This window comes from Salinifilum ghardaiensis, from assembly GCF_054491345.1.
The window spans coordinates 4382983-4408823 of the sequence record NZ_CM137101.1 but is presented as its reverse complement, the minus strand read 5'-3'; the positions used below and the strand labels follow the sequence as shown (position 1 = coordinate 4408823).

Annotated in this window: 18 protein-coding genes and 1 riboswitch; of the genes, 13 read left to right on the top strand and 5 right to left on the bottom strand. The window is 71.6% G+C overall.

The genetic code is table 11. The annotated features are described in order from the left end of the window. Nucleotides 1-31 precede the first annotated feature (31 nt). The 12 genes from ACVGV0_RS20035 to ACVGV0_RS19980 all read left to right on the top strand — a co-directional run bounded on the left by ACVGV0_RS20035 (nt 32) and on the right by ACVGV0_RS19980 (nt 16483). Complete coding sequence (locus ACVGV0_RS20035) at nt 32-1141, top strand: DUF4185 domain-containing protein (protein WP_459157229.1); 1110 nt, start codon at nt 32-34, stop codon at nt 1139-1141. A 163-nt stretch (nt 1142-1304) separates the two neighbouring features. Next, nucleotides 1305-3095: a methionine--tRNA ligase gene (gene metG, locus ACVGV0_RS20030; RefSeq protein ID WP_459157228.1), complete on the top strand. Its 1791-nt coding sequence runs from the start codon at nt 1305-1307 to the stop codon at nt 3093-3095. Between the two features lie 121 nt (nt 3096-3216). Then, nucleotides 3217-4044 carry a TatD family hydrolase gene (locus tag ACVGV0_RS20025; protein WP_459160077.1) on the top strand — a complete coding sequence of 276 codons (828 nt, stop codon included), beginning with the start codon at nt 3217-3219 and terminating at the stop codon, nt 4042-4044. Between the two features lie 193 nt (nt 4045-4237). Then, on the top strand, nt 4238-4702 hold the full coding sequence (locus tag ACVGV0_RS20020) for a transglycosylase family protein (protein ID WP_459157227.1): 465 nt from the start codon (nt 4238-4240) through the stop codon (nt 4700-4702). A gap of 509 nt (nt 4703-5211) precedes the next feature. Further along, the gene (locus ACVGV0_RS20015; RefSeq protein ID WP_459157226.1) at nt 5212-6933 is read left to right on the top strand and encodes a transglycosylase family protein; all 1722 of its coding nucleotides are present in this window, start codon (nt 5212-5214) and stop codon (nt 6931-6933) included. A gap of 235 nt (nt 6934-7168) precedes the next feature. Continuing rightward, on the top strand, nt 7169-8023 hold the full coding sequence (gene rsmA, locus ACVGV0_RS20010) for a 16S rRNA (adenine(1518)-N(6)/adenine(1519)-N(6))-dimethyltransferase RsmA (protein ID WP_459157225.1): 855 nt from the start codon (nt 7169-7171) through the stop codon (nt 8021-8023). A gap of 266 nt (nt 8024-8289) precedes the next feature. Continuing rightward, a riboswitch (SAM riboswitch) is annotated at nt 8290-8376 on the top strand. Between the two features lie 257 nt (nt 8377-8633). Continuing rightward, on the top strand, nt 8634-9656 hold the full coding sequence (locus ACVGV0_RS20005) for a methionine ABC transporter ATP-binding protein (RefSeq protein ID WP_459157224.1): 1023 nt from the start codon (nt 8634-8636) through the stop codon (nt 9654-9656). Continuing rightward, complete coding sequence (locus ACVGV0_RS20000; protein ID WP_459157223.1) at nt 9653-10336, top strand: methionine ABC transporter permease; 684 nt, start codon at nt 9653-9655, stop codon at nt 10334-10336. Before ACVGV0_RS20005 ends, ACVGV0_RS20000 begins: the two co-directional genes overlap by 4 nt. Nucleotides 10337-10478: 142 nt before the next feature. Beyond that, nucleotides 10479-11285, top strand: a complete 807-nt coding sequence (locus ACVGV0_RS19995; RefSeq protein ID WP_459157222.1) for a MetQ/NlpA family ABC transporter substrate-binding protein — start codon at nt 10479-10481, stop codon at nt 11283-11285. 129 nt (nt 11286-11414) lie between these two features. Next, the gene (locus ACVGV0_RS19990) at nt 11415-12371 is read left to right on the top strand and encodes a 4-(cytidine 5'-diphospho)-2-C-methyl-D-erythritol kinase (protein WP_459160076.1); all 957 of its coding nucleotides are present in this window, start codon (nt 11415-11417) and stop codon (nt 12369-12371) included. Between the two features lie 172 nt (nt 12372-12543). Beyond that, complete coding sequence (locus tag ACVGV0_RS19985) at nt 12544-14346, top strand: ABC-F family ATP-binding cassette domain-containing protein (protein ID WP_459157221.1); 1803 nt, start codon at nt 12544-12546, stop codon at nt 14344-14346. Nucleotides 14347-14785: 439 nt separating this feature from the next. Beyond that, entirely contained in the window at nt 14786-16483 is a 1698-nt protein-coding gene (locus ACVGV0_RS19980; RefSeq protein WP_459157220.1) for a fatty acyl-AMP ligase, read from the top strand. A gap of 182 nt (nt 16484-16665) precedes the next feature. Here the strand turns inward: ACVGV0_RS19980 and pth are convergent, their stop codons facing one another. Together pth and ACVGV0_RS19970 are read right to left on the bottom strand one after the other, a co-directional pair. Further along, entirely contained in the window at nt 16666-17244 is a 579-nt protein-coding gene (pth, locus tag ACVGV0_RS19975; RefSeq protein ID WP_459157219.1) for an aminoacyl-tRNA hydrolase, read from the bottom strand. Between the two features lie 70 nt (nt 17245-17314). Then, complete coding sequence (locus ACVGV0_RS19970; RefSeq protein ID WP_459157218.1) at nt 17315-17941, bottom strand: 50S ribosomal protein L25/general stress protein Ctc; 627 nt, start codon at nt 17939-17941, stop codon at nt 17315-17317. Nucleotides 17942-18342: 401 nt separating this feature from the next. Here ACVGV0_RS19970 and ACVGV0_RS19965 point away from each other — a divergent pair, with 401 nt between their 5' ends. Further along, nucleotides 18343-19650, top strand: a complete 1308-nt coding sequence (locus ACVGV0_RS19965) for an Nramp family divalent metal transporter (protein WP_459157217.1) — start codon at nt 18343-18345, stop codon at nt 19648-19650. On the opposite strand, the gene ACVGV0_RS19960 is transcribed toward ACVGV0_RS19965, so the two are convergent. The 3 genes from ACVGV0_RS19960 to ACVGV0_RS19950 form a co-directional block, all read right to left on the bottom strand. Continuing rightward, the gene (locus tag ACVGV0_RS19960; RefSeq protein ID WP_459157216.1) at nt 19651-20418 is read right to left on the bottom strand and encodes a sulfite exporter TauE/SafE family protein; all 768 of its coding nucleotides are present in this window, start codon (nt 20416-20418) and stop codon (nt 19651-19653) included. 169 nt (nt 20419-20587) lie between these two features. Beyond that, complete coding sequence (dnaE, locus tag ACVGV0_RS19955) at nt 20588-25315, bottom strand: DNA polymerase III subunit alpha (RefSeq protein ID WP_459157215.1); 4728 nt, start codon at nt 25313-25315, stop codon at nt 20588-20590. Between the two features lie 341 nt (nt 25316-25656). Then, nucleotides 25657-25839 carry a hypothetical protein gene (locus ACVGV0_RS19950; RefSeq protein WP_459157214.1) on the bottom strand — a complete coding sequence of 61 codons (183 nt, stop codon included), beginning with the start codon at nt 25837-25839 and terminating at the stop codon, nt 25657-25659. Between the last annotated feature and the right edge of the window lie 2 nt (nt 25840-25841).

Below are 25841 nucleotides of genomic sequence, written 5' to 3'. Positions count from 1 at the left end.
CACCACCGCTCCCGCCGCCGGAGGTGGCGGGGTGACCTGGCTCGCGTTCCCGCTGCTGCGCGTCGGGGCCGCCGGCGCGGGGCGCCGCCGCGCCCGCCGGTCTACGGTGGGCTCCATGGTGCGCGTGCTCACCAGCGTCCGGATCGGACGCGTGACCGGCGAGGAGTCGCGGAACCGGACCGCGAGCCGCTTCGGGGTCACCGCCACGGACCTCGGCATCCCCTGGCGCAGCGCCGACGGGGGGATGCTCGTCGCGTTCGGCGACACCTACGGCAGCGGTTGGGGCGGCTACGGGGCCGGGCCCCGCACGGCCGACTGGCGCTGCAACGTGCTCGCCCGCAGCGGCGCCGCCGACCCGGGGGCGGGGTTGCGGCTGGACTGGATGCTCCCCCGCGGGGACGGCGCGGCCGGCCAGGTGCTGGCACCGGACCGGGAGGTGCGCGCGGCGACGATCATCCCGACCTCGGGGATCTCCGTCGACGGGCGGGAGTACCTGCACTACATGTCCGTCCGGTGCTGGGGAGTGCCGGGCGTGTGGCACACGAACTACGCCGGTCTGGCCTTCTCCGAGGACGGCGGCCGGACGTGGACGAAGTCGCGCACGGCCGTGTGGCCGAACCGCAAGCAGCGGACGCTCGACCGGCTGCGCCGCCGCGACCAGGGCGGGCACCCGTTCCAGATGGTCGGGTTCGCCGGGGTCGTGGACGGCTGGGTGTACCTGCTCGGCACGCCCAGCGGGCGGTTCGGGGCGGCGCACCTGGCCGCGGTGCCGGCGGAGGACCTGCTGCAGGCGCGCGCCTACCGGTACTGGACCGGCGACGGCTGGGGCGAGGACCCGTACCGCGCCGCGGCGCTGCTGCCCGCGCCGGTCGGGGAGGTCTCGGTGGGGTTCCACGACTACCTGGGGGTGTGGCTGGCCACGCACCTGGACGAGCACCGCGCGGCGATCGTGCTGCGCAGCGCTCCGGAGCTGACCGGGCCGTGGAGCGCGGGGGAGGTCGCGGTGGCCGGCTTCGACTACCCGGCGCTGTACGGCGGGTTCCAGTGCCCGTGGCCGCGGGACCGGCCGGCGCTGTACTTCACGCTCACCCAGTGGGGCCCGTACAACGTGGACCTGTTCCGCGCCGACCTGGTCGGGTGAGGGGCGCTCGGCGGACGGGCCGCTGCCGCGCTCCACCCCCGCTCGAGTGACGGGAGGGACGCATTTCCCGGGAAAAAGTCCACCGCCCCGCCCTCCTCGGGACCCGGCGGCGCGCGGGGCGGGCGGTTCGAGCGGTTCCGGTGGTGCGCCGTAGGCTGGAAACATGAGCACCTCCGTGTTGACTGCCGTGGCCTGGCCCTATGCCAATGGTCCGCGGCACATCGGCCACGTGTCGGGTTTCGGTGTGCCGTCGGACGTGTTCACGCGTTACCAGCGAATGGCGGGCAACCGGGTGCTCATGGTGTCCGGCACGGACGAGCACGGCACGCCGATCCTGGTGCAGGCCGAGAAGGAGGGCCTGAGCCCGCGGGAGGTCGCCGACAAGTACAACCGCGTCATCGCCGAGGACCTGCAGGGCCTCGGGCTGTCCTACGACCTGTTCACCCGCACCACGACGAGCAACCACTACGCCGTGGTGCAGGAGATCTTCAAGGCGATGTACCGCAACGGCTACATCCAGCCGAAGACGACCACCGGGGCGATCAGCCCGTCGACCGGTCGCACGCTGCCGGACCGCTACATCGAGGGCACCTGCCCGCTCTGCGGGGCCGACAGCGCGCGCGGCGACCAGTGCGACAACTGCGGGAACCAGCTCGACGCGGCCGACCTGATCAACCCGGTCTCGCGGATCAACGGAGAGCGCCCGGCGTTCCAGGAGACCGAGCACCTGTTCCTGGACCTGCCCGCGTTCACCGAATCGCTCGGCAAGTGGCTGTCCACGCGCACCGACTGGCGGCCGAACGTGCTGCGGTTCGTGCGCAACCTCGTCGAGGACATGCGCCCCCGGGCGATCAGCCGCGACCTCGACTGGGGCGTGCCGATCCCGCTGGAGGGCTGGCGGGACCAGTCGATGAAGCGGCTGTACGTCTGGTTCGACGCGGTGATCGGCTACTTCTCCGCCAGCGTCGAGTGGGCCCAGCGCATCGGCCGCCCCGACGCGTGGCAGGCGTGGTGGACCGACCCGTCCGCGCAGGCCTACTACTTCATGGGCAAGGACAACATCACCTTCCACGCCCAGATCTGGCCGGCGCTGCTCATGGGCCACAACGGCCAGGGCGACAGGGGCGGTGAGACCGGCCCGTACGGCGAGCTGAAGCTGCCGGACGAGATCGTCTCCAGCGAGTTCCTCACGATGAGCGGCTCGAAGTTCTCCACCTCGCGGGGCACGGTCATCTACGTCCGCGACTTCCTCCGCGAGTTCGGCCCGGACGCGCTGCGGTACTACATCTCCGTGGCCGGGCCCGAGAACCAGGACACCGACTTCACCTGGGACGAGTTCGTCCGCAGGACGAACTTCGAGCTGGCCAACGAGTGGGGCAACCTGGTCAACCGGGCGATCTCGCTGGCCGCGAAGAACAACGGCGGCGTGCCCGCGCCGAACGCTCCGCGCGAGGAGGACGAGCAGCTGCGCCGGCAGGCCCGCGAGGCCTTCGACACCGTGGGCGCGAACCTGCGCGGTTCGCGGTTCAAGAACGCCGCGCAGGAGGCGATGCGCGTGGTCAGCGCGGCGAACAAGTACCTGTCCGACCAGGAGCCGTGGAAGCTCGGCGACGACCCGGACCGCCGCGATTCGGTGCTGCACACCGCGCTGCAGGTGGTGGCGGACGCCAACGCCCTGCTGACGCCGTTCCTGCCGCACTCGGGGCAGAAGGTGCACGAACTGCTCGGCGGGACCGGCGTGTGGTCGGCCCAGCCGGAGTTGCACGAGGTCTCCGACGCCGGTGACGGGTCGCAGTACCCCGTGCTCATGGGCGAGTACGAGCAGGAGCAGGCGAGCTGGGGCCCGCAGGAGGTGCCGGTGGGCCGTCCGCTGGCGAAGCCGAAGCCCCTGTTCGGCAAGGTCGACCAGGAGCTGGCCGACACCGGCCCGGAATGGGCGCCGATCCCGGAGTGACGCCGGCGGAGTGATCGGCGGCGCGTTCGAGGAGGCACCCCGCCCGGTCGCGGACCGGCGGCGGTGCCTCCGTCGTGTGTGGACGGTGGTGTTCCCGCACCACCGCTGATGTGGAGGGATGATGAGCAGCAAGCGGGAGCTGCCGCCGGTGCCCGAGTCGTTACCGGCGGCGGCGGTGGACGCGCACACCCACCTGGACGCCATCGGTGCGACGACGCCGGAGGGCGTGCGCGCGGCGGCCGACCGCGCCGCGCGGGCCGGGGTGGGCCGGCTGGTGACGGTCGCCGACGACATCGAGTCGGCGCAGTGGACGGTGCGCGCGGCCGAGTGGGACGAGCGCGTCGTCGCCGCCGTGGCGCTGCACCCGACGCGCACGGAGAAGTTCGACGACTCCGACCGCGAGGTGCTCACCGGGCTCGTCGACCACCCGCGGGTCGTCGCGGTCGGGGAGACGGGGCTGGACTACTACTGGGACTACGCCTCGCCCGCGGCGCAGCAGGAGGCCTTCCGCTGGCACATCGACCTCGCCAAGCGCTGCGGCAAGCCGCTGATGATCCACGACCGCGAGGCGCACGAGGACATCCTGCGCATCCTCGACGAGGAGGGTGCTCCGGAAACCGTCGTGTTCCACTGCTTCTCGGGTGACGCCGACGTCGCCCGGCGGTGCCTGGACGCGGGCTACGTGCTGTCCTTCGCGGGCACGGCGACGTTCCGCAACGCCAAGGGGGTGCGCGCGGCGGCGGAGATCGCGCCCGCGGAGCAGATGCTGGTGGAGACCGACGCCCCGTTCCTGGCCCCGCACCCCTACCGCGGGCGTCCGAACGAGCCGTACTGCGTGAATTACACTCTTCGGGATCTCGCCGAGCTGCGCGGCCAGCCGCTGGAGGAACTCACCGTGGCGACCACGCGCACCGCCGAGCGGACGTTTTCACTCGATCCCGTGGCCTGACACCTGGATCCGGACTCGTCGCGTGATGTGGTAAGAGCGGCGCGTCGTCGTCCGGCTTGCGGGGGAGTGCGCACTTCGTACCGTCCGAAGTGGAAGCCGGGATGAGGAGCCCCCGAACCGGGAGCCGCCGCGGCGCACCGAGCACCCGCGGTTCCCGCGTCCTCTGCCCGGACCCGCGAGAGTCAGGACGGTTATGCGCAACGACGGCGGTACGGCCGGTTCCTCCCAGCACGCCGATCTCCCCGAGCACCGCGCCCCCGTTCCCGAGCGCCGCGGCCCCGTTCCCCGGCACCGCGGTCGCGCTGCCCGCGCTTCCGGGCGCTTCGCCCTCGCGGCGGTGTTCGCGCTCGGCGCCGCGGCCGGTCCCGCGCTGGCCGCGCAGGCGGCCCCCGCGGGCGCCGAGGGCCGGCTCGTGTGGGACAGGCTCGCCGAGTGCGAGGCGGGCGGCAACTGGCAGGCGAACACCGGCAACGGCTACTACGGCGGGCTGCAGTTCGACGCGCGGACCTGGCGAGCCTACGAGGGCGACCGGTTCGCCGGATATGCCCACAACGCTTCGCGGGAGCAGCAGATTTCAGTCGGTGAAGCGGTCCGCGCCGATCGCGGCGGCTACGGGGCGTGGCCCGCGTGCTCCCGGAAGCTGGGGCTGCCGCGGTGACGCGAGCGCCGCTGCCGTCCTCCTGCGCGGTCGTCACCAGCGAATTCCGTTCGCGTTGAGCGCGCGGGCCGCGCCGGGGAGCACTGTGCGCGCTCGCCGGCCGTCGAGCGCGGGAGTACCGCTGAACGAGTGACGAACGGGAGCGCAGCTGCGGCGAAATGTCACCGCGCGTGACGGTCAGGTCCGCGATGTTGGGTAATACGAGTCACATAGCGATGTTGGTTCCTTGGTTCGGCAGCGGAGATCACGCTAAAGTCTCAGCGCCATAACCCACGTCAACGAGTGCCGTGGGAACGGATGCCCGCTAGTCGCCGCCGGAGCACGTCGGGGAGCCAATCCGCCGGATTGGCTGGGACGGCGCTCGGCTACGGGAGTCGAGTACACACGCGAAGCACGAAAGCACCGTGCTGACCCGGGACAGGAGTGTCCGGCATGCGCCCCACGGGGGAGAGTGCGGCTCGCCGAGTCCCGCAGGTACGGCTTTTGCGCCTTCGGGAGGTAGCGACCCGGTGAACGAAAGCGACGACCCCGGCAATCCCGCGCGCAGCGGTGTCGACCAGGCGACATCCGGGATACCGGCGAACACGATTCCGCGGGGCGGCAGGCGCGGTCCCGGCGGGGGCGCCGACCAGTGGCGGACCGGCCGGTTGGCCGGAGTGATCGAGGACACCGCCGCGTGGCACCAGCCGCGCAGCGCGGAGCGGACCTGGATCGACCCGAGCGAGGCGCAGTCCCGCCCCGCGGCGCGGGCGAGCGCCGTGGGCGTGCTGGACCGCCCGCGCACGGCCGAGGCCCCGGACCCGGTGCTGTCCACGCAGGACATCCCGGCGATCGGGAGCTTCCCGGACACGATGGAGCGCGCGCTCCGCGGTTTCCCGTCCGATGACTACCCGAGCATTCCGCCGGGCACCCTGGAGATCACCCCGCAGGACGTCTACGAGGCGCTCGGCTCGGACGCCGAGGACCTGCTGGCCACGGCGGACATCGACGTCCACGAGGTCATCCGGCTGATCAACGCCGAGACCACGGTGCTGCCCGCGGTGCCGCTGCCGGTGGTCCCGGACGAGCCGGCGGAGGCCGAGGCGCAGCCGGAAGCGCAGTCCGAAGCCGACCGGGAGGAGGGCGAGGAAGCGCTCACCGCCTGGAAGCGGCGCTTCGTCAAGGGCGCCGTGGCCGCGGTCGTGCTGTCGCTGACCGGTGGCGGCGCTGCCGCGGCTGCGATGGACAAGTCCGTCACGGTCGAGGTGGACGGCAAGGAGCTGTCCGTCAACACCTACGACTCCACGGTCGGCGAGGTCCTCGAGGACGAGGGCATCAACGTGGGGCCGCACGACGCGCTGAGCCCCTCCCCGCAGGCCGAGGTCAACCACGGCGACACCATCACGCTCGACCGCGGCCGCCTGATGAAGGTGTCCGTGGACGGGCAGCAGCGCGAGGAGTGGGTCCGCTCGGCCACCGTCGGCCAGGCGCTGCGGCAGATGGGCGTGTCCGTGCAGGACGCCCAGGTCTCCGCGGACCTCAACCGGGCCGTTCCGCGCGACGGCATGACCGTCAGCGTGCAGACGAGCAAGGACATCACGGTCGTCGACGGCTCCGGCCAGCCGCGTCCGATCACCACGCACGCGGTCACCGTCCAGGACCTGCTCCGCGAGCAGAACCTCGAGCTGGGGCCGCAGGACGAGGTCACGCCCGGCGGCGGCCAGAAGATCACCGACGGCACCGAGGTGCGCATCGACCGCACCGACCGCTCGGTGATCAACGTGCGCCAGCCGATCGAACCGCCGGTGCAGGAGATCGTCGACAACTCCATGCTCAAGGGCGAGGAGCACGTCGAGAACCCCGGCAAGGCCGGGGAGAAGATCCTGGTCACCCGCGTGACCGAGCACAACGGCGACGAGGTCTCCCGGGAGACCATCAACGAGAAGGTCGTCCAGCAGGCCGAGCCCCGCGTGATCCGCGTCGGCGGCAAGGAACCGCCGAACAGCGGTGTGTGGGACAAGCTCGTGCAGTGCGAGGCCGGCGGCAACTGGCAGATCAACAGCGGCAACGGCTACTACGGCGGGCTGCAGTTCGACAAGTCCACGTGGGACGCCTTCGGCGGCGACCAGTACGCCGAGTACCCGCACCAGGCCAGCCGCGAGCAGCAGATCTCCGTCGCCGAGAAGGTGCGCGACTCGCGCGGGGGCTACGGCGCCTGGCCGGCGTGCTCGAGCGAGCTCGGCCTGAGCTGAGTGGCTGCGCGGAATTGGCCGTTGAGGGCGGGTGGATGGGGGTAGCTGGGAGAACCCCCGGCGGGTCGGTCCGCGCACGCGGGCAGGAAGCGGCTTCGCCGCTCGCCTGACGGACCGGTGCGGCGGTGGTGTCTCCGGCCGCGACCGCGGTCTCGGCCGGAAACGCGGGAGAGCGGGTCGGATCCGTCGCGGACGCGTCCGATCGCCGCCGCCCCCGGCCGGTACATTGGTGCGCGTGGACCAGCAGGCGACACTGCTCGGCCCGGCCGATGTGCGCAGGCTGGCCGAGGAGCTCGGGATCCGCCCGACCAAGAAGCTCGGGCAGAACTTCGTGCACGACGCCAACACGGTGCGGCGCATCGTGTCCACCGCCGGTGTGGACGCCGGCGACGTGGTGCTCGAGGTGGGACCGGGACTGGGGTCGCTGACCCTGGGGCTGCTGGACCGGGTCCGCGCGGTCACCGCGGTCGAGGTCGACGCGGCGCTGGCGGGGCGGCTGCCGCGCACGGTCGCCGAGCGCGCCCCGGAGCGCAGCGAGCACCTGCGCACCGTGCAGGCGGACGCGTTGCGCGTGCGCGCGGAGGACTTCCCGGAGAACCCGAGCGCGCTGGTGGCGAACCTGCCGTACAACGTGGCCGTGCCGGTGGTGCTGCACCTGCTCGCGGAACTGCCGAGCGTGCGCAGTGGACTCGTGATGGTGCAGGCCGAGGTCGCCGACCGGCTCGCCGCCAGCCCGGGCGGGCGCGACTACGGCGTGCCGAGCGTGAAAGCCGCGTGGTTCGCCGAAGTGCGGCGCGCCGGTTCCGTTCCGCGCGGCGTGTTCTGGCCGGTGCCGAACGTGGGATCCGGGCTGGTGGCGTTCGAGCGCGTCGATCCGCCCTCGGCGGTGCCGCGCGAGGAGGTGTTCCGCCTCGTCGACCAGGCCTTCGCGCAGCGCCGGAAGACGCTGCGCGCGGCGCTGTCGCCGTGGGCGGGTTCGGCCGGGCGCGCCGAGGAGCTGCTGCGGGCGGCGGGCATCGACCCCGCGGCCCGCGGGGAGCGGCTGCGCGTGGCCGATTTCGCGCGCATCGTGGAGCGCGCCCGCGGCTGACCCCGTTCGGCGGTGCCCGTTCCGAGGTACCCGTTCCGCGGGATCAGCGCGAGGGTGCGAGCACCTCGCGCCCCGGGCCGAACGCGTCCGGAACGGGACTCCGCGGACGAACGCCTCCGGGTTGAACGCGAGCTGTGGCCACCCGAACGCGCGTCGTCGCCACTCGAACGCGTGGGCGCGACATGTCCGATCCGTTTCGTTACGTGGGCCATAACAGCTTGCGCGGGAGCGTGCCAGTAGGGTCTACTATTCGGGAAATCGCGAAGAACCCATCCTGAGCGGCCGAGAGACCTGGCTCGACGACGCCGCAGCAACCACCCCCGGGCAGGTGCTAACGCCAGGAACGATGGAGTTGTGGTGTCCATTTCCCTGCCTGCCAGTCAGCCCGGCCCGACCGGCGGAAGCGCACTCGCCGGACTCGACGCGGCGGAGCGCTCGGAGCGCTGCGTTCCCTCCCCGAGGCTGCTGACGCAACGGCGCGTCATCGATCACGGGCGGCGCACCACGACCGGCTGTCGAACTGGGATGTGATCCCCCAGCCGTCCTCCTTCCCACTCCGCCCCGGGCATTCGTGTGTCCAGGGCCGGTGCGAGCTGATCTGGAGCCGATCGTGATCACTGTTGAGAACCTGACGAAAACCTTCCCGCACAACGGGGAAACCGTGCGTGCCCTGGACAACGTGTCGCTCGAGGTGCCTGCGGGCAGCGTCTGCGGCGTGGTCGGGTCGAGCGGTGCCGGCAAGTCCACGCTCGCCCGGTGCCTCGCGCTGCTGGAGCGCCCCGAGAGCGGCGCCATCCGCGTCGACGGGACCGACCTGCTCTCGCTGCAGGGGCGCGACCTGCGCGCCGCCCGTCGGCAGATCGGCGTTGTGCCGCAAGGGGATTCGCTGCTGCGGCAGCGCACCGCGGCCGGCAACGTCGCCCTGCCGCTGGAGGCGGCGAAGGTGGGCGCACCGCAGCGGCGCAGCCGCGTCGCCGAGCTGCTCGACCTCGTCGGCCTGTCGGACAAGGCCTCGATCTACCCGGACCAGCTCTCCGGCGGGCAGCGGCAGCGCGTGTCGATCGCCCGCGCGCTGGCGGCGAAGCCCTCGGTGCTGCTGGCCGACGAGCCGACCTCCGCGCTGGACCCGGGCACGACCGACTCGGTGCTGACCGTGCTCGACCGCGTCCGCTCCGAACTGGGCGTCACCGTGCTCGTGGTCACCCACGACATGGCGGTGGTGCGCCGCGTCGCCGATGACGTCGCCGTGCTGGAGCAGGGCAGCGTGGTCGAGAACGGCAGGGTGCTGGACCTCGTCACCGAACCGGGCAGCCGGATCGGCACGACCCTGCTGCCGGAGACCGACCAGGCCGACCGCGTCGTCGGCGCCGTCGGCGGGCAGCACGACGTCGTCGCCGAGGTCGTGCTGGTCGGGTTCGCCGCGGTGGGGGCGCTGCTGCCGGAGGCCTCGAGCCGGTTCGACGTGGGATTGGACATCCTCGGCGGCGGACTGACCCGCCTGGGCGACACCCCGGTGGCGAAGTTCCGGATCGGGATCACCGGTGAGCGGTCCGAGTCCGCCCTGAAGTGGATGGTCGAGCGCGACGCGCACGTGCGTCGCAGCCCAGTGAGTGTTGACGGAGTTGCCGCGTGACTGATGTGACCCCCTGGGCCGAGGTGTTCGAACTCCTCGGCCCAGCGACGGTCGAAACCCTGTACATGGTGCTGGTGGCGACCCTGCTCGCAGTGCTCGGCGGGCTACCGCTCGGCGTGCTGCTGCACATGACTTCGCCGGTCGGGCTGAACCCGCGGCCGACGTTGTACAGGGTCCTCGGCGTGATCGTCGACGTGGTCCGCTCGGTGCCGTTCGTGGTGCTGCTGGTCGTGCTGGCGGCGTTCACGCGGCTGCTGGTGGGCACCTCCATCGGCAGCACCGCGGTGATCGTGCCGCTGACCGTGGGAGCCGTGCCGTTCTTCGCGCGGTTGACGCAGAACGCGCTGCGCGAGGTGAACTTCACCGTGGTGGAGGCCGCGGTGACGACCGGGTCGAGCCGGCTGCGCATCGTGTGGACGGTGCTGCTCGGCGAGGCCCGGGCCGCGCTGGTCGGCGCGGTGGGCGTCACCGCCGTGGCGCTGATCGGCTACGCCGCCATGGCCGGCGCGATCGGCGGCGGCGGGCTCGGCACCACCGCGATCCAGGACGGCTACCAGGGCTACGACGACCGGGTGCTCTACAGCTCGGTCGTGGTGCTCGGGGCCCTGGCCTTCGCCATGCAGCTGACCACCGACGCGGTCGCCAAGCTCGTGGACCGGCGCCGCGCCGCCAGCGGGTGACCGCGGGCGGCCGCCGGGGCCCGGTACCGGCCGCTGAGTTGTTTTCCGCAATCCCCTGACGCCTCCCGTCGGGGGCGGGCACCCCGCACGTCCGCGCGACGCGGGGACGGGTGTGCCCTTTTCTGTCCAGAAAGGACTGTTCATGCGTACGCGTTTCGCTGCGTTGCTGGGATCCGCCGTGTTCGCGCTGGCGGCCTGCGGCGGGGGCGGCACCCCCGCGCAGGAGGACCCGCAGGCGCCGCTGAAGATCGGCGCGAGCCCCACCCCGCACGCCGAGGTCCTCGAGTTCGTCAAGGACAACCTCGCCGAGGACGCCGGCCTCGACTTCGAGATCGAGCAGTTCGACGACTACAACCGCCCGAACGACGCGCTGCAGCACGGCGAGCTCGACGCGAACTACTACCAGCACAAGCCGTTCCTGGAGAAGTACGAGTCCGAGCGCGGCGGCGAGTTCTCCTGGGTCACCGACGTGCACAGCGAGCCGCTCGGCGTGCACTCGAAGAAGGTCGACGACCTGCAGGACCTCCAACAGGGCGCGACCGTCACCGTTCCGAACGACCCGGCCAACCAGGCCCGCGCGCTGAAGCTGCTGCAGGCCGAGGGAGTGCTGAAGCTCGAGCCGGGCGCCGGGCAGAACGCCGGCGTCCGCGACGTCGCGGAGAACCCGAAGAACCTCGAGCTGAAGCCGCTGGCCGCCGACCAGCTGCCGCGCACGGTGCAGGACGCCGCCGCGGCCGTGGTCAACGGCAACTACGCGATCAAGGCCGGCCTCGAGGACCCGATCGCGGTGGAGGACGTCAAGAACGACCCGTACGTCAACGGTCTGGTCAGCACCCCGCAGATGAAGGACGACCCGCGGGTGCGCAAGCTCGCCGAGCTGCTGACCTCGCAGCAGGTCAAGGACTTCATCAACGAGAAGTGGGGCGCGGCGGTCGAACCGGCCGCGTGATCGCGGCAGCACACCGCTGCGGGGCCGGGCGCACGCGCCCGGCCCCTCCTCGTGCTCCGCGCGCCGCGCCCTGCCCAGGCGAGTCGACCCTAACCCGGGGGCGGCACGTACGCTTTGAGTGTGCTCTCCGTGGTTCCAACGCCGATCACCGTCCGCGTGCCAGCGAAAGTGAACCTGCACCTGGCCGCGGGAGACGCGCGCCCGGACGGGTACCACGAGCTGGTCACCGTCTTCCAGGCGCTCTCCCTGGTCGACCAGGTCACCGTGGTGACCTCCGAGCAGTCCGGCATCGAGGTGTACGGGGAGGGCGCCGACGTGGTGCCCGCGGACGCGGACAACCTCGCCTGGCGGGCGGTGCGGGTCATGGCCGAGCGCGCCGAGCGGGACCCGGACGAGCCGGGCGTGCGGCTGTCCATCCACAAGGGCATCCCGGTCGCCGGGGGCATGGCCGGCGGCAGCGCCGACGCGGCGGCGACGCTGCTGGCGCTGAACCAGCTGTGGCGGCTCGAACTGGGCCGCGACGAGCTCTCCGATCTCGCCGCCCCGCTCGGCAGCGACGTGCCGTTCGCCCTGCACGGCGGCACCGCGCTCGGCACCGGACGCGGTGAGCGGCTCGTGCCCGTGCTGGCGCGGCACCCGTTCCACTGGGTCATCGCCCTGGACGACGAGGGCATGAGCACCCCCCAGGTGTACGCCGAACTGGACCGGCTGCGGGCGGAGAGCAAACCGCACCGGGTCGGCGACGTGGAACCGCTGCTGGAGGCCCTGGCCTCGGGCGACCCGCGGCAGCTCGCGCTGCTGCTGGGCAACGACCTGCAGTCGGCTGCGGTGTCGCTGCGCCCCGGCCTGCGCCGCACGCTGCGCGCCGGGGTGCAGGCCGGCGCCCTCGCGGGGATCGTGTCCGGCTCCGGCCCGACTTGCGCGTTCCTCTGCCTGGACGGGGACGAGGCGGTCCGCGTGGCCGCCGAGCTCTCCGGGGCCGGCGTGTGCCGCACGGTGCGCGTGGCGCAGGGCCCGGTGCCCGGGGCGCGGATCGTCACCGAGGAGCACACCGACCGGCCGACACCCCCGCAAGTGCACGCGTGAGCCGCCCCACCCCGCGGGATGCCGCGGCGGGGCGGGCAGTGTTGTGCCGGGCGGGCCCGACCGGAAGCCCCGGGGGTGCCCGGAAGTACCGAGGTTCCCGGAAGTCCAGGGGTGCACCGGAGCGCGGGCGCACCCACGAGAACGCGAAGTCGATGGAGCGGTTGAACCCCCGATGGTGAATATCGTCAATCTGGAGGCGGTGCACAAGAGCTACGGCGTGCGCCCGTTGCTCGACGGCGTCTCGCTCGGCGTGAGCTCCGGCGACCGCATCGGGGTCGTGGGGCTCAACGGCGGCGGCAAGACGACGCTGCTCGAGGTGCTGTCCCGGCTCGAGGAGCCCGACGAAGGGCGCGTCAGCCACGCCCGCGACCTGCGCACGGCCGTGGTCACGCAGCGCACCGAACTGCCCGCCGGGTCGACGGTGCGGGACGTGGTCCTCGAACCGCAGGGCTACACGGCCGAGCACGAGTGGGCCGCGGACGCCAACGTCCGCTCCGTGCTCGGCGGTCTCGGCATCACCCGCCTCGGGTTGGAAACCGCCGTGGACAACCTGTCCGGCGGCGAGCGGCGGCGCGTGGCGCTCGCCGCCGCGCTCGTGGCCGACCTCGACCTGATCGTGCTCGACGAGCCCACCAACCACCTCGACGTGGAAGGGGTGCGGTGGCTCGCCGAACACCTGCTCGGCCGGCGCACGTCGCTGATCGTCGTCACCCACGACCGCTGGTTCCTGGACACCGTCTGCAACCGCACGTGGGAGGTCGTCGACGGCCGCGTCGAGCAGTACGAGGGCGGTTACGCCGACTGGGTCTACGCGCGCGCGGAGCGCGCCCGGCTGGCCCAGCAGGCCGAGGAGAAGCGCCGCAACCTCGCCCGCAAGGAGCTGGCCTGGCTGCAGCGCGGCGCCAAGGCCCGCACCTCGAAGCCGAAGTTCCGCGTCGAGGCGGCCGAGGCGCTCATCGCCGACGTCCCCGAGCCGCGGGACACGGTGGAGTTGACCGCTTTCGCCAAGCAGCGGCTCGGCAAGACCGTGGTGGAACTGGAGAACGCCGACCTGCGGGTGGACGACCGCGCGCTGCTGAACGACGTCACCTGGCGGCTCGGCCCGGGCGAGCGGATCGGCCTCGTCGGCGTCAACGGCTCCGGCAAGACCACGCTGCTCAACCTGCTCGCCGGGGAGCGCGAACCGGACGCGGGTCGGCGCGTCCAGGGCAAGACGGTGCGGCTGGCCCACCTGACCCAGGAGCTGCACGACTTGCCGGAGCAGTGGCGCGTGCTCGAGGCGATCGAGAAGGTGGCGACCAGCGTCAAGCTCGGCAAGTACGAGCTGTCCGCCTCGCAGCTGGCCGAGCGGTTCGGCTTCGGCAAGGGGCGGCAGTGGACCCGGGTGCAGGACCTCTCCGGCGGGGAGCGGCGCCGGCTGCAGCTGGCGCGGCTGCTCATGGGCGAACCGAACGTGCTCGTGCTCGACGAGCCGACCAACGACCTGGACATCGACACGCTGCAGCAGCTCGAGGACCTGCTGGACGGCTGGGCCGGCACGCTCGTCGTCGTCTCGCACGATCGCTACCTGGTCGAGCGGGTCTGCGACAGCGTCCACGCGCTGTTCGGCGACGGCGCGATCACCCACCTGCCCGGCGGCATCGACGAGTACATCCAGCGGCGGGAGTCGCTGCTGTCCGAGGACAACAGCATCGGGCGCCAGGCCCGCGACGGCGCGGACGAGGACGGCGGTGGCCGGGAAACCACCGGTGGGCTGAGCGGCGCCGAGGAGCACGCCGCGCGCAAGGAGCTCGGCCGCCTGGAGCGGCAGCTGGACAAGCTCACCGAGCAGCAGAAGCAGCTGCACGAGGAGCTCGCCGAGGCCGCCACCGACCCGGAGCGGTTGCCGGAGCTGGAGGCCAAGCGCCGCGACCTGCAGGAGCGCAAGGACGAGGTCGAGGGGCGCTGGCTCGAACTGGCCGACCAGCTCGACTAGGAGCAGGTTCTTGGATTGCTTTACGTGCGGCCTCCCGTAGCGGAACCTCCGGGGCCGCTCATGTTCCGGGTGCTCGACATCGAGTAGCGACCTACACAACGTCTCGCCGTCCTCACATGAGCAGCCCTGGAGAACCCGCGAGGGCCCGGTTGCGCCGCGCTGATCGCGGACTTCGCGAGCGGAATGCACCGGGGGAGCTGGTACTGGCGCGTTGAAGTACGTGATCGGGAAGGGGGCTGGTGTGTTGGACCGGGAAAGCGGGGATCCGGTCGGCCCGCGAGTTGCCCCGGTCTGTGAGTTGCTTCTTCGGTGATCACCGCTGCGTGTGAACTCGTTCCAACGCCCGGTTCGAAGAGGCGCCGGTGCGCCGCCCGGAATCCGCCGACGCGGTGATCCGCGGGGCTGTGCAGAGCATCACAGCGGCCGTAAGCTGCCGGACATGAGCAGGTTCGTGGACACGTTGGTCGCCGCGGCGCGGGAGAACACGGCGGACGGGAGCACGGCAGGTGCTGGCACCGCCCGCGGGTTGGTCACGGGGGAGCCGGACGAGCCGGTCCGCCGCAGCTGGGGCGAGGTGCACGCCCGCGCCCGCGGCGCGGCCACCGCGCTGCGCGGCACCGTCGGCCCCGGCGACGCGGTCGCGGTGCTCGCCGCCGATCCCGGTCTGATCGCCTGCGCTGTGCAGGGGGTGTGGCTCAGCGGCGGCAGCGCCACCATGCTGCACCAGCCCACCGCGCGCACCGACCTCGGCCAGTGGGCCGAGGACACGCTGCGCGTGCTGCGCATGATCGGTGCCCGCGTGGTGCTGCTCGGCCCGCCGTTCGACGAGCTCGGCGACGTGCTCACCGACAACGGCATCGCCTTCCAGCGGCTCGGCGAGCTCGTGGACACGCCCCAGGACCCGGAGTTCACCCCGGTCGACGCGGCGGAGGAGTCCGTCGCGCTGCTGCAGCTGACCAGCGGTTCCACCGCCGAGCCGAAGGCGGTGCGCATCACCCACGGCAACCTCGGCGCGAACCTGCGCGCGATCACCGAAGCCGGCCGGCTCGACCCCGAGCACGACGTGGTCGTCTCCTGGCTGCCGCTGTTCCACGACATGGGCATGGTCGGCTGCCTGGCGGTGCCGATGGCGCTGGGCATGGAGGCCGTCAAGGTCACCCCGGCCGACTTCGTCACCCGGCCGCTGCTGTGGCCCGACCTGATCACGCGCTACCGCGGCACCGTCACCGCCGCGCCGAACTTCGCCTACGCGATCACCGGGCGCCGCATGGCGCGGGCCGAGGAGGGCGACTTCGACCTGTCCTCGGTCCGGTTCACGCTCAACGGCGCCGAACCGATCGACCCGTCCGCGGTGCGCATGTTCACCGCTGCGGGTGCGCCGTTCGGGCTGCGCCAGGACTGCATGGTGGCCGCGTTCGGCATGGCGGAGGCGACGCTGGCCGTGTCCTTCGCCCCGCTGCACCGGGGGCTGGAGGTGGATGCGGTGGACGCGGACGCGCTGGAACGCGAGGGGCGCGCCGTGCCCGCCACCTCCGGGGGCGCCGGAGTGCGGCACTTCGCGCTGCTCGGCGAAGCGCTGCCCGGGCTGGAGGTGGAGGTCGTCGACGACGCGGGCGCGCGGCTGGACGACCGCGAGGTCGGACGCCTGCGCGTGCGCGGCGGGGCGGTCAGCCCCGGGTACGTGACCGTCGACGGTTTCGCGCCCACGCAGGACGCCGACGGCTGGCTGGACACCGGCGACGAGGGCTACCTGGTGGGTGGGCAGGTGGTCATCTGCGGGCGCCGCAAGGACGTGATCATCATGGGCGGCCGCAACATCTACCCGGTGGACATCGAACGCGCCGCCTGCGAGGTGGACGGGGTGCGCGCGGGCAACGCGGCCGCGGTGCGGCTGGACGCGGGCAGCAGGCGGGAGCGCTTCGCCGTCGTCGTCGAATCGGCCTCGGCCGGGGACGCGGAGGCCGAGCGCGAGCTGCGCAAGCAGGTCACGGCCCGCGTGGTGGACGCGGTCGGGCTGCGGCCCTCGGCCGTGGTGGTGCTCGCCGCCGGTGGTCTGCCGAAGACCCCGTCCGGCAAGCTCAAGCGCTCCGCGACGGTGTCGCTGGTGCCGCAGGACGTGGCGGCCCAGCAGTCGTGAGCGGCCACGTCGCCGTGCCCGCGGCGACTACGCGCAGTCCGCGGAGCGGTCGACCCCACTCGTGGACACCGTGACGTCGTGGTCCTCGAAGTCCGCGACGAGCTTCAGCGTGGCCCCCAGGGCGGTGATGTCGCGCCGGACGGTGCCGAGCCCGAGGTGGGCGAGATCGCCGCTCCCGGGGTTCAGTGGAAGCGGTTCTGGGCGGCCTCGAGCCCGTCGTTGACGAGCGCCTCCACGGCGTCGGCGCAGTGGTCGACGAAGTAGCCGAGCTCCTTGCGCTCGGCGGCGGAGAAGTCGCGCAGCACGTAGTCCGCCGGGTCCGTGCGACCGCTCGGCCGGTCCACACCGAACCGCACGCGCAGGTAGTCGCGGGTGCCGAGGGACTTGCTCACCGACCGCAGGCCGTTGTGCCCGTTCTCGCCGCCGCCCTGCTTGAGGCGGACGGTGCCGAACGGCAGGTCCAGCTCGTCGTGGATCACCGCGATCGACGTCGGCTCGATCTTGAAGAACTTCGCCACGGCCGAGACGGGACCACCGGAGAGGTTCATCAGCGAGCGCGACTTGGCCACCAGCGTGCGGGTGGAGCCCAGGTGCCCTTCGGCGAGCTCGGCACCGCTGCGGTGCGCCCGGAACTTCTCGCGCATGCGCTCGGCCAGCTCGTCGGCGACGAGGAACCCGATGTTGTGCCGATTGCCGGCGTAGCGCGGGCCAGGGTTGCCCAGTCCGACGACCAGGCGGGGGGAACCGGTCACGGGGTGCACTCCACGGGCTGCTGCGAGGAACGGCGGGCGGACGCGGCGCCACCCGGGCGGGCGGCGCCGCACCGGCCGATCAGGACTCGGAGGACTCGCCCTCCTCGGAGCTCTCCTCGGCGGACTCCTCGGTGCTCTCCTCAGCGGCCATCTCGGCCTCGCTCGGGGCCTCGGTGACGTTGACGACCAGCGCCTCCGGTGCGCTCTGCAGCTCGACGCCGCCCGGCAGCGGCACGTCGGCGGCGGTGATCTGCGTGCCGCCCTCGGCCCCGTCGACGGAGATCTCGAGCTGCTCGGGGATGTGCAGCGCCTCGGCGGAGACCTCGATCGCGGTGATCTCCTGGTTCACCAGGGTTCCCGCGTTGGCCTCGCCGGTGACCGAGACCGGGACCTCGACGGTGACCTTCTCGCCGCGCTTGACCACGAGCAGGTCGACGTGCTCGATGTAGGCCTTGATCGGGTGGGTGGTGACCGTCTTGGTCAGCGCCAGCTCGGTGCTGCCGCCGGTGACGTCCAGGCGCAGGACGGCGTTCTGGCCGTTCTCGCGGAGCGCGCGGGCGAACTCGACGGACGGCAGCGACAGGTGCTTCGGGTCGGTGCCGTGCCCGTAGAGCACGGCGGGGATCTTGCCGGCGCGGCGGGTGCGGCGGGCAGCGCCCTTGCCGAACTCGGTGCGCTGTTCGACGGGCAGGCGGACCTCGGACACGGTGGTGTACTCCTCAGGACGTCGGTGAACGTTGGGGCGGCCTGCGGCGGCGGGGCGCGCAACGAGCGAGTACGACGCGGGACCACCGGGGTCCGTGCCGGAGCCGCGGTCGGCGCCGCGGCACGGGGGAACGAGGGCGACGTGGCGACCGACCGGGACGACCGGTGCGGACGTCGCCCGCGTCACCGCGCCGATCACGCCAGGCACAGCGCCCGACCTCGCCGAGGCAACCAGCCCAGTGTAAGGGCCCCCGCCCGCGACCCCCGCGCGCGGGGGTGGGCAGCGGAGCGCGCCGCGGGCGGGCGGTGGAGCTCACGCTCGGATCAAGGTTTGGTCGCGTGCCCGATGCGGGGGCTCGCGCGTGTTACTGCCGGGGGGCCGCGTGTATTACGTTGCCCGCTATGGCGGCTGATGCGAAGGCTGAACAGAACTCCGCCCCCGGCGGAGCGGAACCGCCCGCGGGAGGAATCGCGCGGTTGAAGCAGATCGGTCCGGGGCTCGTGGCCGCGGCCACCGGTGTGGGAGCCGGTGACCTGGTCGCGAACATGATCGCCGGGTCCCGCTTCGGCTACGAGCTGCTGTGGGCGGTGGTGCTCGGCGCGGTGTTCAAGCTCGCGCTGGCCGAGGCGGTCGCGCGCTGGCACATGGGCTCCGGCCGGACGATGCTGTCCGGGTGGCGCACCCTCGGCCGGTGGGCGGTGACGTTCTTCGGCGTCTACATCGTCATCTGGGGCGTGATCTACGGGGCCACGGCCATGTCCGCCTCCGGGTTGCCGCTCAACGCGCTGATGCCGGGGCTGCCGGTGTCCGCGTGGGCAGCGCTGTGCGGGCTGGTCGGGCTGGTGCTCGTGTGGTTCGGCCGGTACCGCTTCGTCGAGCGCGTGATCACCGTGCTCGTCGGCGTGATGTTCGTGGCCGTGGTCGGCACGGCCGTGCTCACCGCGCCGCAGCTGTCCGGCCTGGGTGCCGGGCTCGTGCCGCGGATCCCGGAGGGCTCGGTGGCCTACGTGCTCGGCCTCATGGGCGGGGTCGGCGGCACGATCACCATGGCGGCCTACGGGTACTGGACGCTGGCCAAGGGGTGGGCCGCGCCCAAGTGGATCCCGTTCATGCGGCTGGACAACGCCGTCGGCTACGTCACCACCGGCATCTTCTCCGTGGCGATGCTCGTCGTCGGTGCCGAGCTGATGCTCGGCCAGGACATCACCGACAGCGACGAGGGGCTGCTCGTGCTGGGCGACACGCTCGGCGCGGAGTACGGGCAGTGGGCGCGCGTGGTCTTCCTCGTCGGGTTCTTCGCCGTGTCCTTCAGCTCGCTGATCGGCGTGTGGAACGGCGTGAGCATGCTGTTCGCCGACTGGTGGCGGACGTGGCGGATGCCGCGGGAGGCGCCGCAGGAAACGGCGCAGGAGTACAGCGCCAAGGCCGGGCTGCGCAGCTGGCCGTTCCGGCTGTACGTGCTGTGGCTGACCTTCCCGCCGATGCTGCTGCTGCTGTGGGGCAAGCCGTTCCAGCTGGTCATCATCTACGGCGTGCTCGGCGCGCTGTTCATGCCGTTCCTGGCGGGAACGCTGCTGTGGCTGCTGAACAAGCCGGCGCACATGCCCGCTGCGCACCGCTCGCGGTGGCTGTCCAACGCGCTGCTGGCGCTGTGCCTGGTGCTGTTCGTGATCGTCGGCGTCATAAAGATCATCGGTGAGCTCGTCTGATCAGCCGTGCAGGGCGAGGTAGGGCGCCACGGCGAGCAGGGCCACGACGAGGGCGTGCTTGAGCACCCGGGTGGGCAGCGACCGCGCCACGACCCAGCCGATGAGCACGCCCGCGAGCTCGGGCACCCCGACGAGGGCGGCCAGGCCCCAGTCGACCCCGCCGTGCGCCAGGTAGCCGAGCGAACCGACCCCGGCGATCACGACGGACTGGGCCTGGGCCGCGGCGAGCGCGGGCAGCACCGGCAGGCCGATCGCGATGAGCAGCGGCACCGCCAGCATGGGGCCGCCGAGGCCGAGGACGCCGCTGGCCACGGCCACGCCGCACCCCAGCGCCAGCACGGTCGGTGCCGACGGTGCGGCCGCGGCCTCCTGCCCGGGTTGCCGGCGTTCGCGGTACCACACCAGCCCGGCCACCAGCACGACGAGCACCGCCAGCAGCACGCCGAACACGCGCGCGGAGACGAGCGTGTTCAGCCGCACCCCCACCGGCGTGCCCACCAGGGCCGCCGCCGCGAGCAGGGCCGCGATCCGCGGCGCCGCCGGTGCGCGCAGCTGACCGGAACGCGCGTAGGCGCCCGTGGCCAGCAGGCCCGTGGCGACGTGCGTGACGATCGCGGTGCCGGCGATCACGGTCGGGGACAGTCCGGTCAGGGCGAACAGCCCGATCGTGGGCAGTACCCCGCCCGGGCCGAGCGCGGTGATGCCGACGCCGCCCGCCAGTCCGAACAGCGCCAGCGTCACGAGTACGGGCAGGTCCAGCCCAGCCATGTCCGCTCCGCAACGGTTCCTCGGTTCGCTACCGAGCGGACAGGTTACCGCCCGCGCACGCCGGGGCCGCGGTGCGCGCAGCACCGGGCCGCGGTGGCGCCTGGGCGCGGCGCCCACGGCCCCACCGCGACCGGCGCACGGCCGCTCGGAGCGGTGCCGGTCCCGCCGCTCACGCTGCCGCGAGCGCCGGTTGTTGCTGGACGCCGATGCCGGGGATGCCCTTGAGCTCTCCGAACAGTTCCCGGGTGAGGTCCACGGAGTGGTGGGGCAAGTACATCGTGATCTTGCCGACCTGCACGTACACCGGTGTTTGCCCGGCATGCGCGGCCAGCGTCGACTTCAGCTCGGCCACGGCGTCCTCGGTGACCCGCTGGGGATCGGCCCGCAGCAGGAACGGCTGCTCGCCCGCCGCGTCGGTGGGGTTGTGCTCCGCCTCGGAGATGTCGAGCCCCACCAGGCCGGAGGCGAAGACCGACATCGTGTCGTCGCGCCAGTTCACGCGCCCTTTCACCGCCACGGCGGTGTCGGTGACCAGCTCCTCGCCGAGGGTGGAGTAGGCCTTGGCGAAGAACAGCGTTTCGATCGTGTCGTCGTGGTCTTCGATCGTGACGATGGCCCAGGGCTGCCCGTTCTTGTTCACGCGGCGCTCGATGCCGGTGATCAACCCGGCGATCGTCACTTCACCCTCGCCGGGGGCGTCGGCCTTGAGCTGCGCGATCGAGCGGTGGGCGTGGGAGCGCAGGATGCCCTCGGCACCGTCGAGCGGGTGGGCGGAGACGTAGAGCCCGAGCATCTCGCGTTCGTAGGACAACCGCTGCTTGCGCGGCCACTCCTCCTCGGTGAACGCCAGGTGCGCCAGCGGCGAGGTCGTCTCGTCCGGTTCGGCGTCACCACCGCCGAAGAGGTCGAACTGGCCGGCGGCCTCGTGCTTCTTCAAGCTCGACATGGCTTCGACGGCCTCTTCGTGCACCGCGTTGAGCGCCATGCGGGTCACCCCGGACGAGTCGAACGCACCGGCCTTGACCAGCGACTCGACGACCTTCTTCGAGCACACCGTCGCCGGCACCTTCGTGAGGAAGTCGGCGAAGCCGGTGCAGGCGCCCTTCTCGGCGCGGACCTGGATGATCGTCTCGGCGACCCCGGTGCCGACGTTGCGGATCGCGCCGAGGCCGAAGCGGATGTTGCCGTCGACGGCGGAGAACCAGACCGCGGACTCGTTGACGTCGGGCGGCAGGACCTTCACGTTCATCCGCCGGCATTCGGAGAGGTAGACCGCGGTCTTGTCCTTGTTGTTCGAGAACGCCGTGAGCAGCGCGGCCATGTACTCGGCCGGGTAGTGGGTCTTGAAGTAGGCGGACCAGTAGGTGACGATGCCGTACGCCGCGGCGTGCGACTTGTTGAAGGCGTAGCCGGCGAACGGCAGCACCGTCTGCCACAGCGTGCTGATCGCTTCCTCGGAGTAGCCGTTCTCCCGCATGCCGGCGTGGAAGTGCTCGTACTCCTGGTCCAGCACCTCCTTCTTCTTCTTGCCCATGGCGCGACGCAGCAGGTCGGCTCGTCCGAGGCTGTAGCCGGCCACGCGCTGGGCGATGGCCATGATCTGCTCCTGGTAGACGATCAGGCCGTAGGTCTCGTCGAGGATGTCCGACAGCGCGTCCGACAGCTCCGGGTGGATCGGCGTGACCGGCTTCTTGCCGTTCTTGCGGTCGGCGTAGTCCAGGTGCGCGTTGACCTCCATCGGACCGGGGCGGTACAGCGCGTTGCAGGCGACGATGTCGGCGAACGCGGTCGGCTGCATGCGCTTGAGCAGCTCGCGCATGCCGCCGCCTTCGATCTGGAACAGGCCCAGGCTCTCGCCGCGCGCCAACGTCTCGTACGTGGCGGGGTCGTCCAGCGCCAGCTCCAGCGGTTCGATCGCCACACCGTGGTTGGCCTGCACGGCCTTGGCCGCGTCGTCGATGATCGTCATGAAGTTCAGCCCGAGGATGTCGATCTTCAGCAGACCGACCGCCTCGCACTGCGGACCGTCCCAGCCGGTGATGATCTCGCCGTCGTCGCGCTTCCACAGCGGCAGCACGTCCAGCAGCGGCTGGCGGCTGATGATGTGCGCGCACGCGTGCACGCCCGCGTTGCGCACCAGCCCCTCGAGCCCGCGGGCGGTTTCGAAGATCTGCGCCGTCGTGGGATCGTTCTCGATCATCGCGCGGGCCTCGGCCGCTTCCGCGTAGCGCTCGTGCTCCGGGTCGACGATGCCCGACAGCGGGATGTCCTCGGCTTCGGACGGCGGCGGCAGCGCCTTCGAGAACTGGTCGGCCAGCGCGAAACCGGGCTGGCCGAGGTGGACCCGCGCGGCGTCCTTGAAGGCCGCCTTCGTCTTGATCGTGCCGTAGGTGATGACCTTCGCGAAGGACTCCTCGCCGTACTTCTCCTTGGCGTAGGCGATGACCTCCTCGCGCCGGCGTTCGTCGAAGTCGATGTCGATGTCCGGCGGGGAGTTCCGCTCCGGGTTGAGGAACCGCTCGAACAGCAGCCCGTGCGCGATCGGGTCGATGTCGATGATGCGCAGCAGGTACGACAGCAGCGCTCCGGCTGCGGAGCCGCGGCCCGGGCCGACCCGGATGCCCTGCGACTTCGCCCAGCGCACCATGTCGCCGACGACGAGGAAGTAGGAGCAGTAGCCCTTCTCGGTGATGACCTCCAGCTCCCAGTTCAGCTGGTCCCGGTACTGCTGGGACAGCCCCTCGGGGAACCGGGTCGGGATGAACTGCTCGATCTCCTCGCGCAGGACCTCCTCTTCGGTCTTGCCGGCCTGGATCTTCGCCTGCGGCATCCGGTTGACCTCGGCGAAGGCCTCGTCGTACTCCTCGACCATCTCGGCGATGGCCAGCGTGTTGTCGCACGCGCCCGGGACCTCGGAGTCCCAGTACTCGCGCATCTCCTGGGCGGACTTGATGTTGTACCCCCCGCCCTCGAAGCGGAAGCGGTTGGTGTCCGCCAGCGTCGAGCGGGTCTGCAGGCACAGCAGCGCGTCGTGGTGATCGGCCTGGTCGGCGGTGACGTAGTGGCTGTCGTTCGTGGCGACCACGCCCAGGTCGAGCTGGCGGGCCACGTCCAGCAGCTCGGGCCGGATGTCGCGCTCCATCTGGATGCCGTGGTCCATGACCTCGATGAAGAACCGGTCCGGACCGAAGATGTCCTTGTAGTCGGACGCGGCCTGCAGCGCTTCCTGCTTCTGCCCCAGGCGCAACCGCGTGAGCACCTCGCCGGCCAGGCACCCGCTCGTGGCGATGACGCCCTCGGAGTGCTCCGCGATGAGCTCGCGGTCGCAGTTGTGCAGGGCGAAGTCGCTGACGTACGAGTGGTCGTCCTCCACCTCGATGTTGTAGACCGGGCCGTCGTAAGGCTCCTGCAGAACCTCTCGCACCGGCCGGTACACGTACTCGGCATCACTGGCGATCTGGCGGTTTCCGGCGTAGCCGTGCTTGGTGAACGAGCACCAGTAGGCTTGCGAATGGCGCTCCGAGTGCTTGGGTTGCTGGTACACGCCGGGGAAGTCGCCGCGCAGACAGGAACCGAGGGTGCGCATCTGCCAGATGAGGTTCTCCGAGACAAGGCTCAGGCGGACGATGTTCTCAGCGCTCTTCGACCCGTCGCCTGCCAGAACCCCGTCGTAGGCGCCGCGCATGAACTCGACGGGGGCTTCGAAGGTGAACTCCGGCAGGTGCTTGTTCGCCGCGCCTTTGCCGCACAGGGCTTCCACGAACTCCGCCAACAGCTGTGCGGACACGGTCGTGGTGATTCCTCGGTAGCCGTGTCGGTCCGGGCGGTGCCGCGTCGTCGCTTCCTTCCCGACGAGCTTCTGCGTCATCTTGGAGCAGAAGTCGGCCAGGTCGGTCTCGTCTTCGTGGAAGTGCCAGAGCACGCTGTTGCCTCGATCAATGCTGCCTTCCGAGGCGTACAGCCCGAGGAGGAAACCGAAGTCGTAGTCCAGGTCGACTGCTTCGGCGAGCTCCCCGTAGTGCCGTGTCGGGCCCATACCGGTGCGCTCGATTTCCTTGTGGAACTTGTCGCCCCCCTCGTGGGTCCAGGTGACGTAGTCCGCCGGGTTGACCACGGTCACCTGTGGCGCATCTGACTGGGCTCGGGGCAAGCAAACCCAGCTGTTCCAGCAGTCTGAGGCTTCTCGTGTACCGGTCCCGGGGCGGCCCGCAACGAGGTCACGCGCCTTCACCCAGTCCCGGTTTCCGTTCCGGAACCGAGTCAGCACCGGGTGCTCGTCGGTCATCCACGTGGTGCGCGTGTAGCGCCCGCTCAGTTGAACGCCGTAAATGGTTCCGGAGTAGTGGTTCTGCATGGTTTCCGTGACGCGGCGGAACCGACCGCGGTGAGTCAGGACCTCGTCGCCGACGCGGACGTCTTCGATGGGCTTGACTCCGTCGCGTGTGATGATTTCCTGCCCGGGGAGCAGACAGCGGGGCTTGCGGAAAAAGCCCTCGAAACTGGCGATGCTGGAGAGCTTGAACAGGTTCCGCAGGCCGGTGGAGTTCTGCGCGAGCAGCGTCATGTGGGTGTAGGCGCCGCCGCCGGAGACATCGCCGCCGACCTCCTTGTCACCGGAGTCGGACTTGCCCTTGCCGCGGCTTCCCCAGAACACCGGCTTCTTGTGGTGGCGACTGGCGGGTGCGACGTACGCCTCGATGCCGATGATCGGCTTGATGCCGGCCTTCTTCGCGTGGTCGTGGAACGACCACGCACCGAACATGTTCCCGTGGTCGGTCATCGCCACGGCCGGCTGCTCGAGCCGGGCGACCTCGCTGAACAGCTTCGAGTGCTTCGCCGCCCCGTCCAGCATCGAGAACTCGGTGTGCACGTGTAGATGCACGAAGTTGCTGCTCATCGCACCTCATCCCAGAACGGCCAGCTCGTCGGCGCCTTGATTCTCCCTCCGCGGGCCCCGTCCCCGCCCACCGGGGACGAGGCCCCTCGCTGCTGCGGGGGAGGCGGCGCCGGCGTGCTGCGGCAGCACGCCGAACGGGCGCACGCCCGCTACCAGCGGCGCGGACGACCCGGCTGGGAACGGCTCCCGACGGGGGTCCGCCGACATGCGCGAGGGCCCCGGTCCGGGGGGCGGATTCCAGGGATCGTCGCAACACGACTGATCAGTTGGTTGCTGCGAGGAGCTTAGCGAAGCGCTCGGCTGGGGTGTCCCAGCCGAGCGCTTCGCGTGCTCGGGGTCGGTCAGCGCTTGGACTGCATCGCTTGGGCCTGCATCGCGGTCTGCGCGACGAGCGCCATCGTCTGCGCCGCCTCGTGCCACTCCTCCGAGCCATCCTCGGCGGCGTCCCACTGCTTGTAGGTGTCGCGGTAGATCCGCCACATCCGGTGCTCCAGCTCGTCCGGGGAGACCCGCTGGGACGGCATGG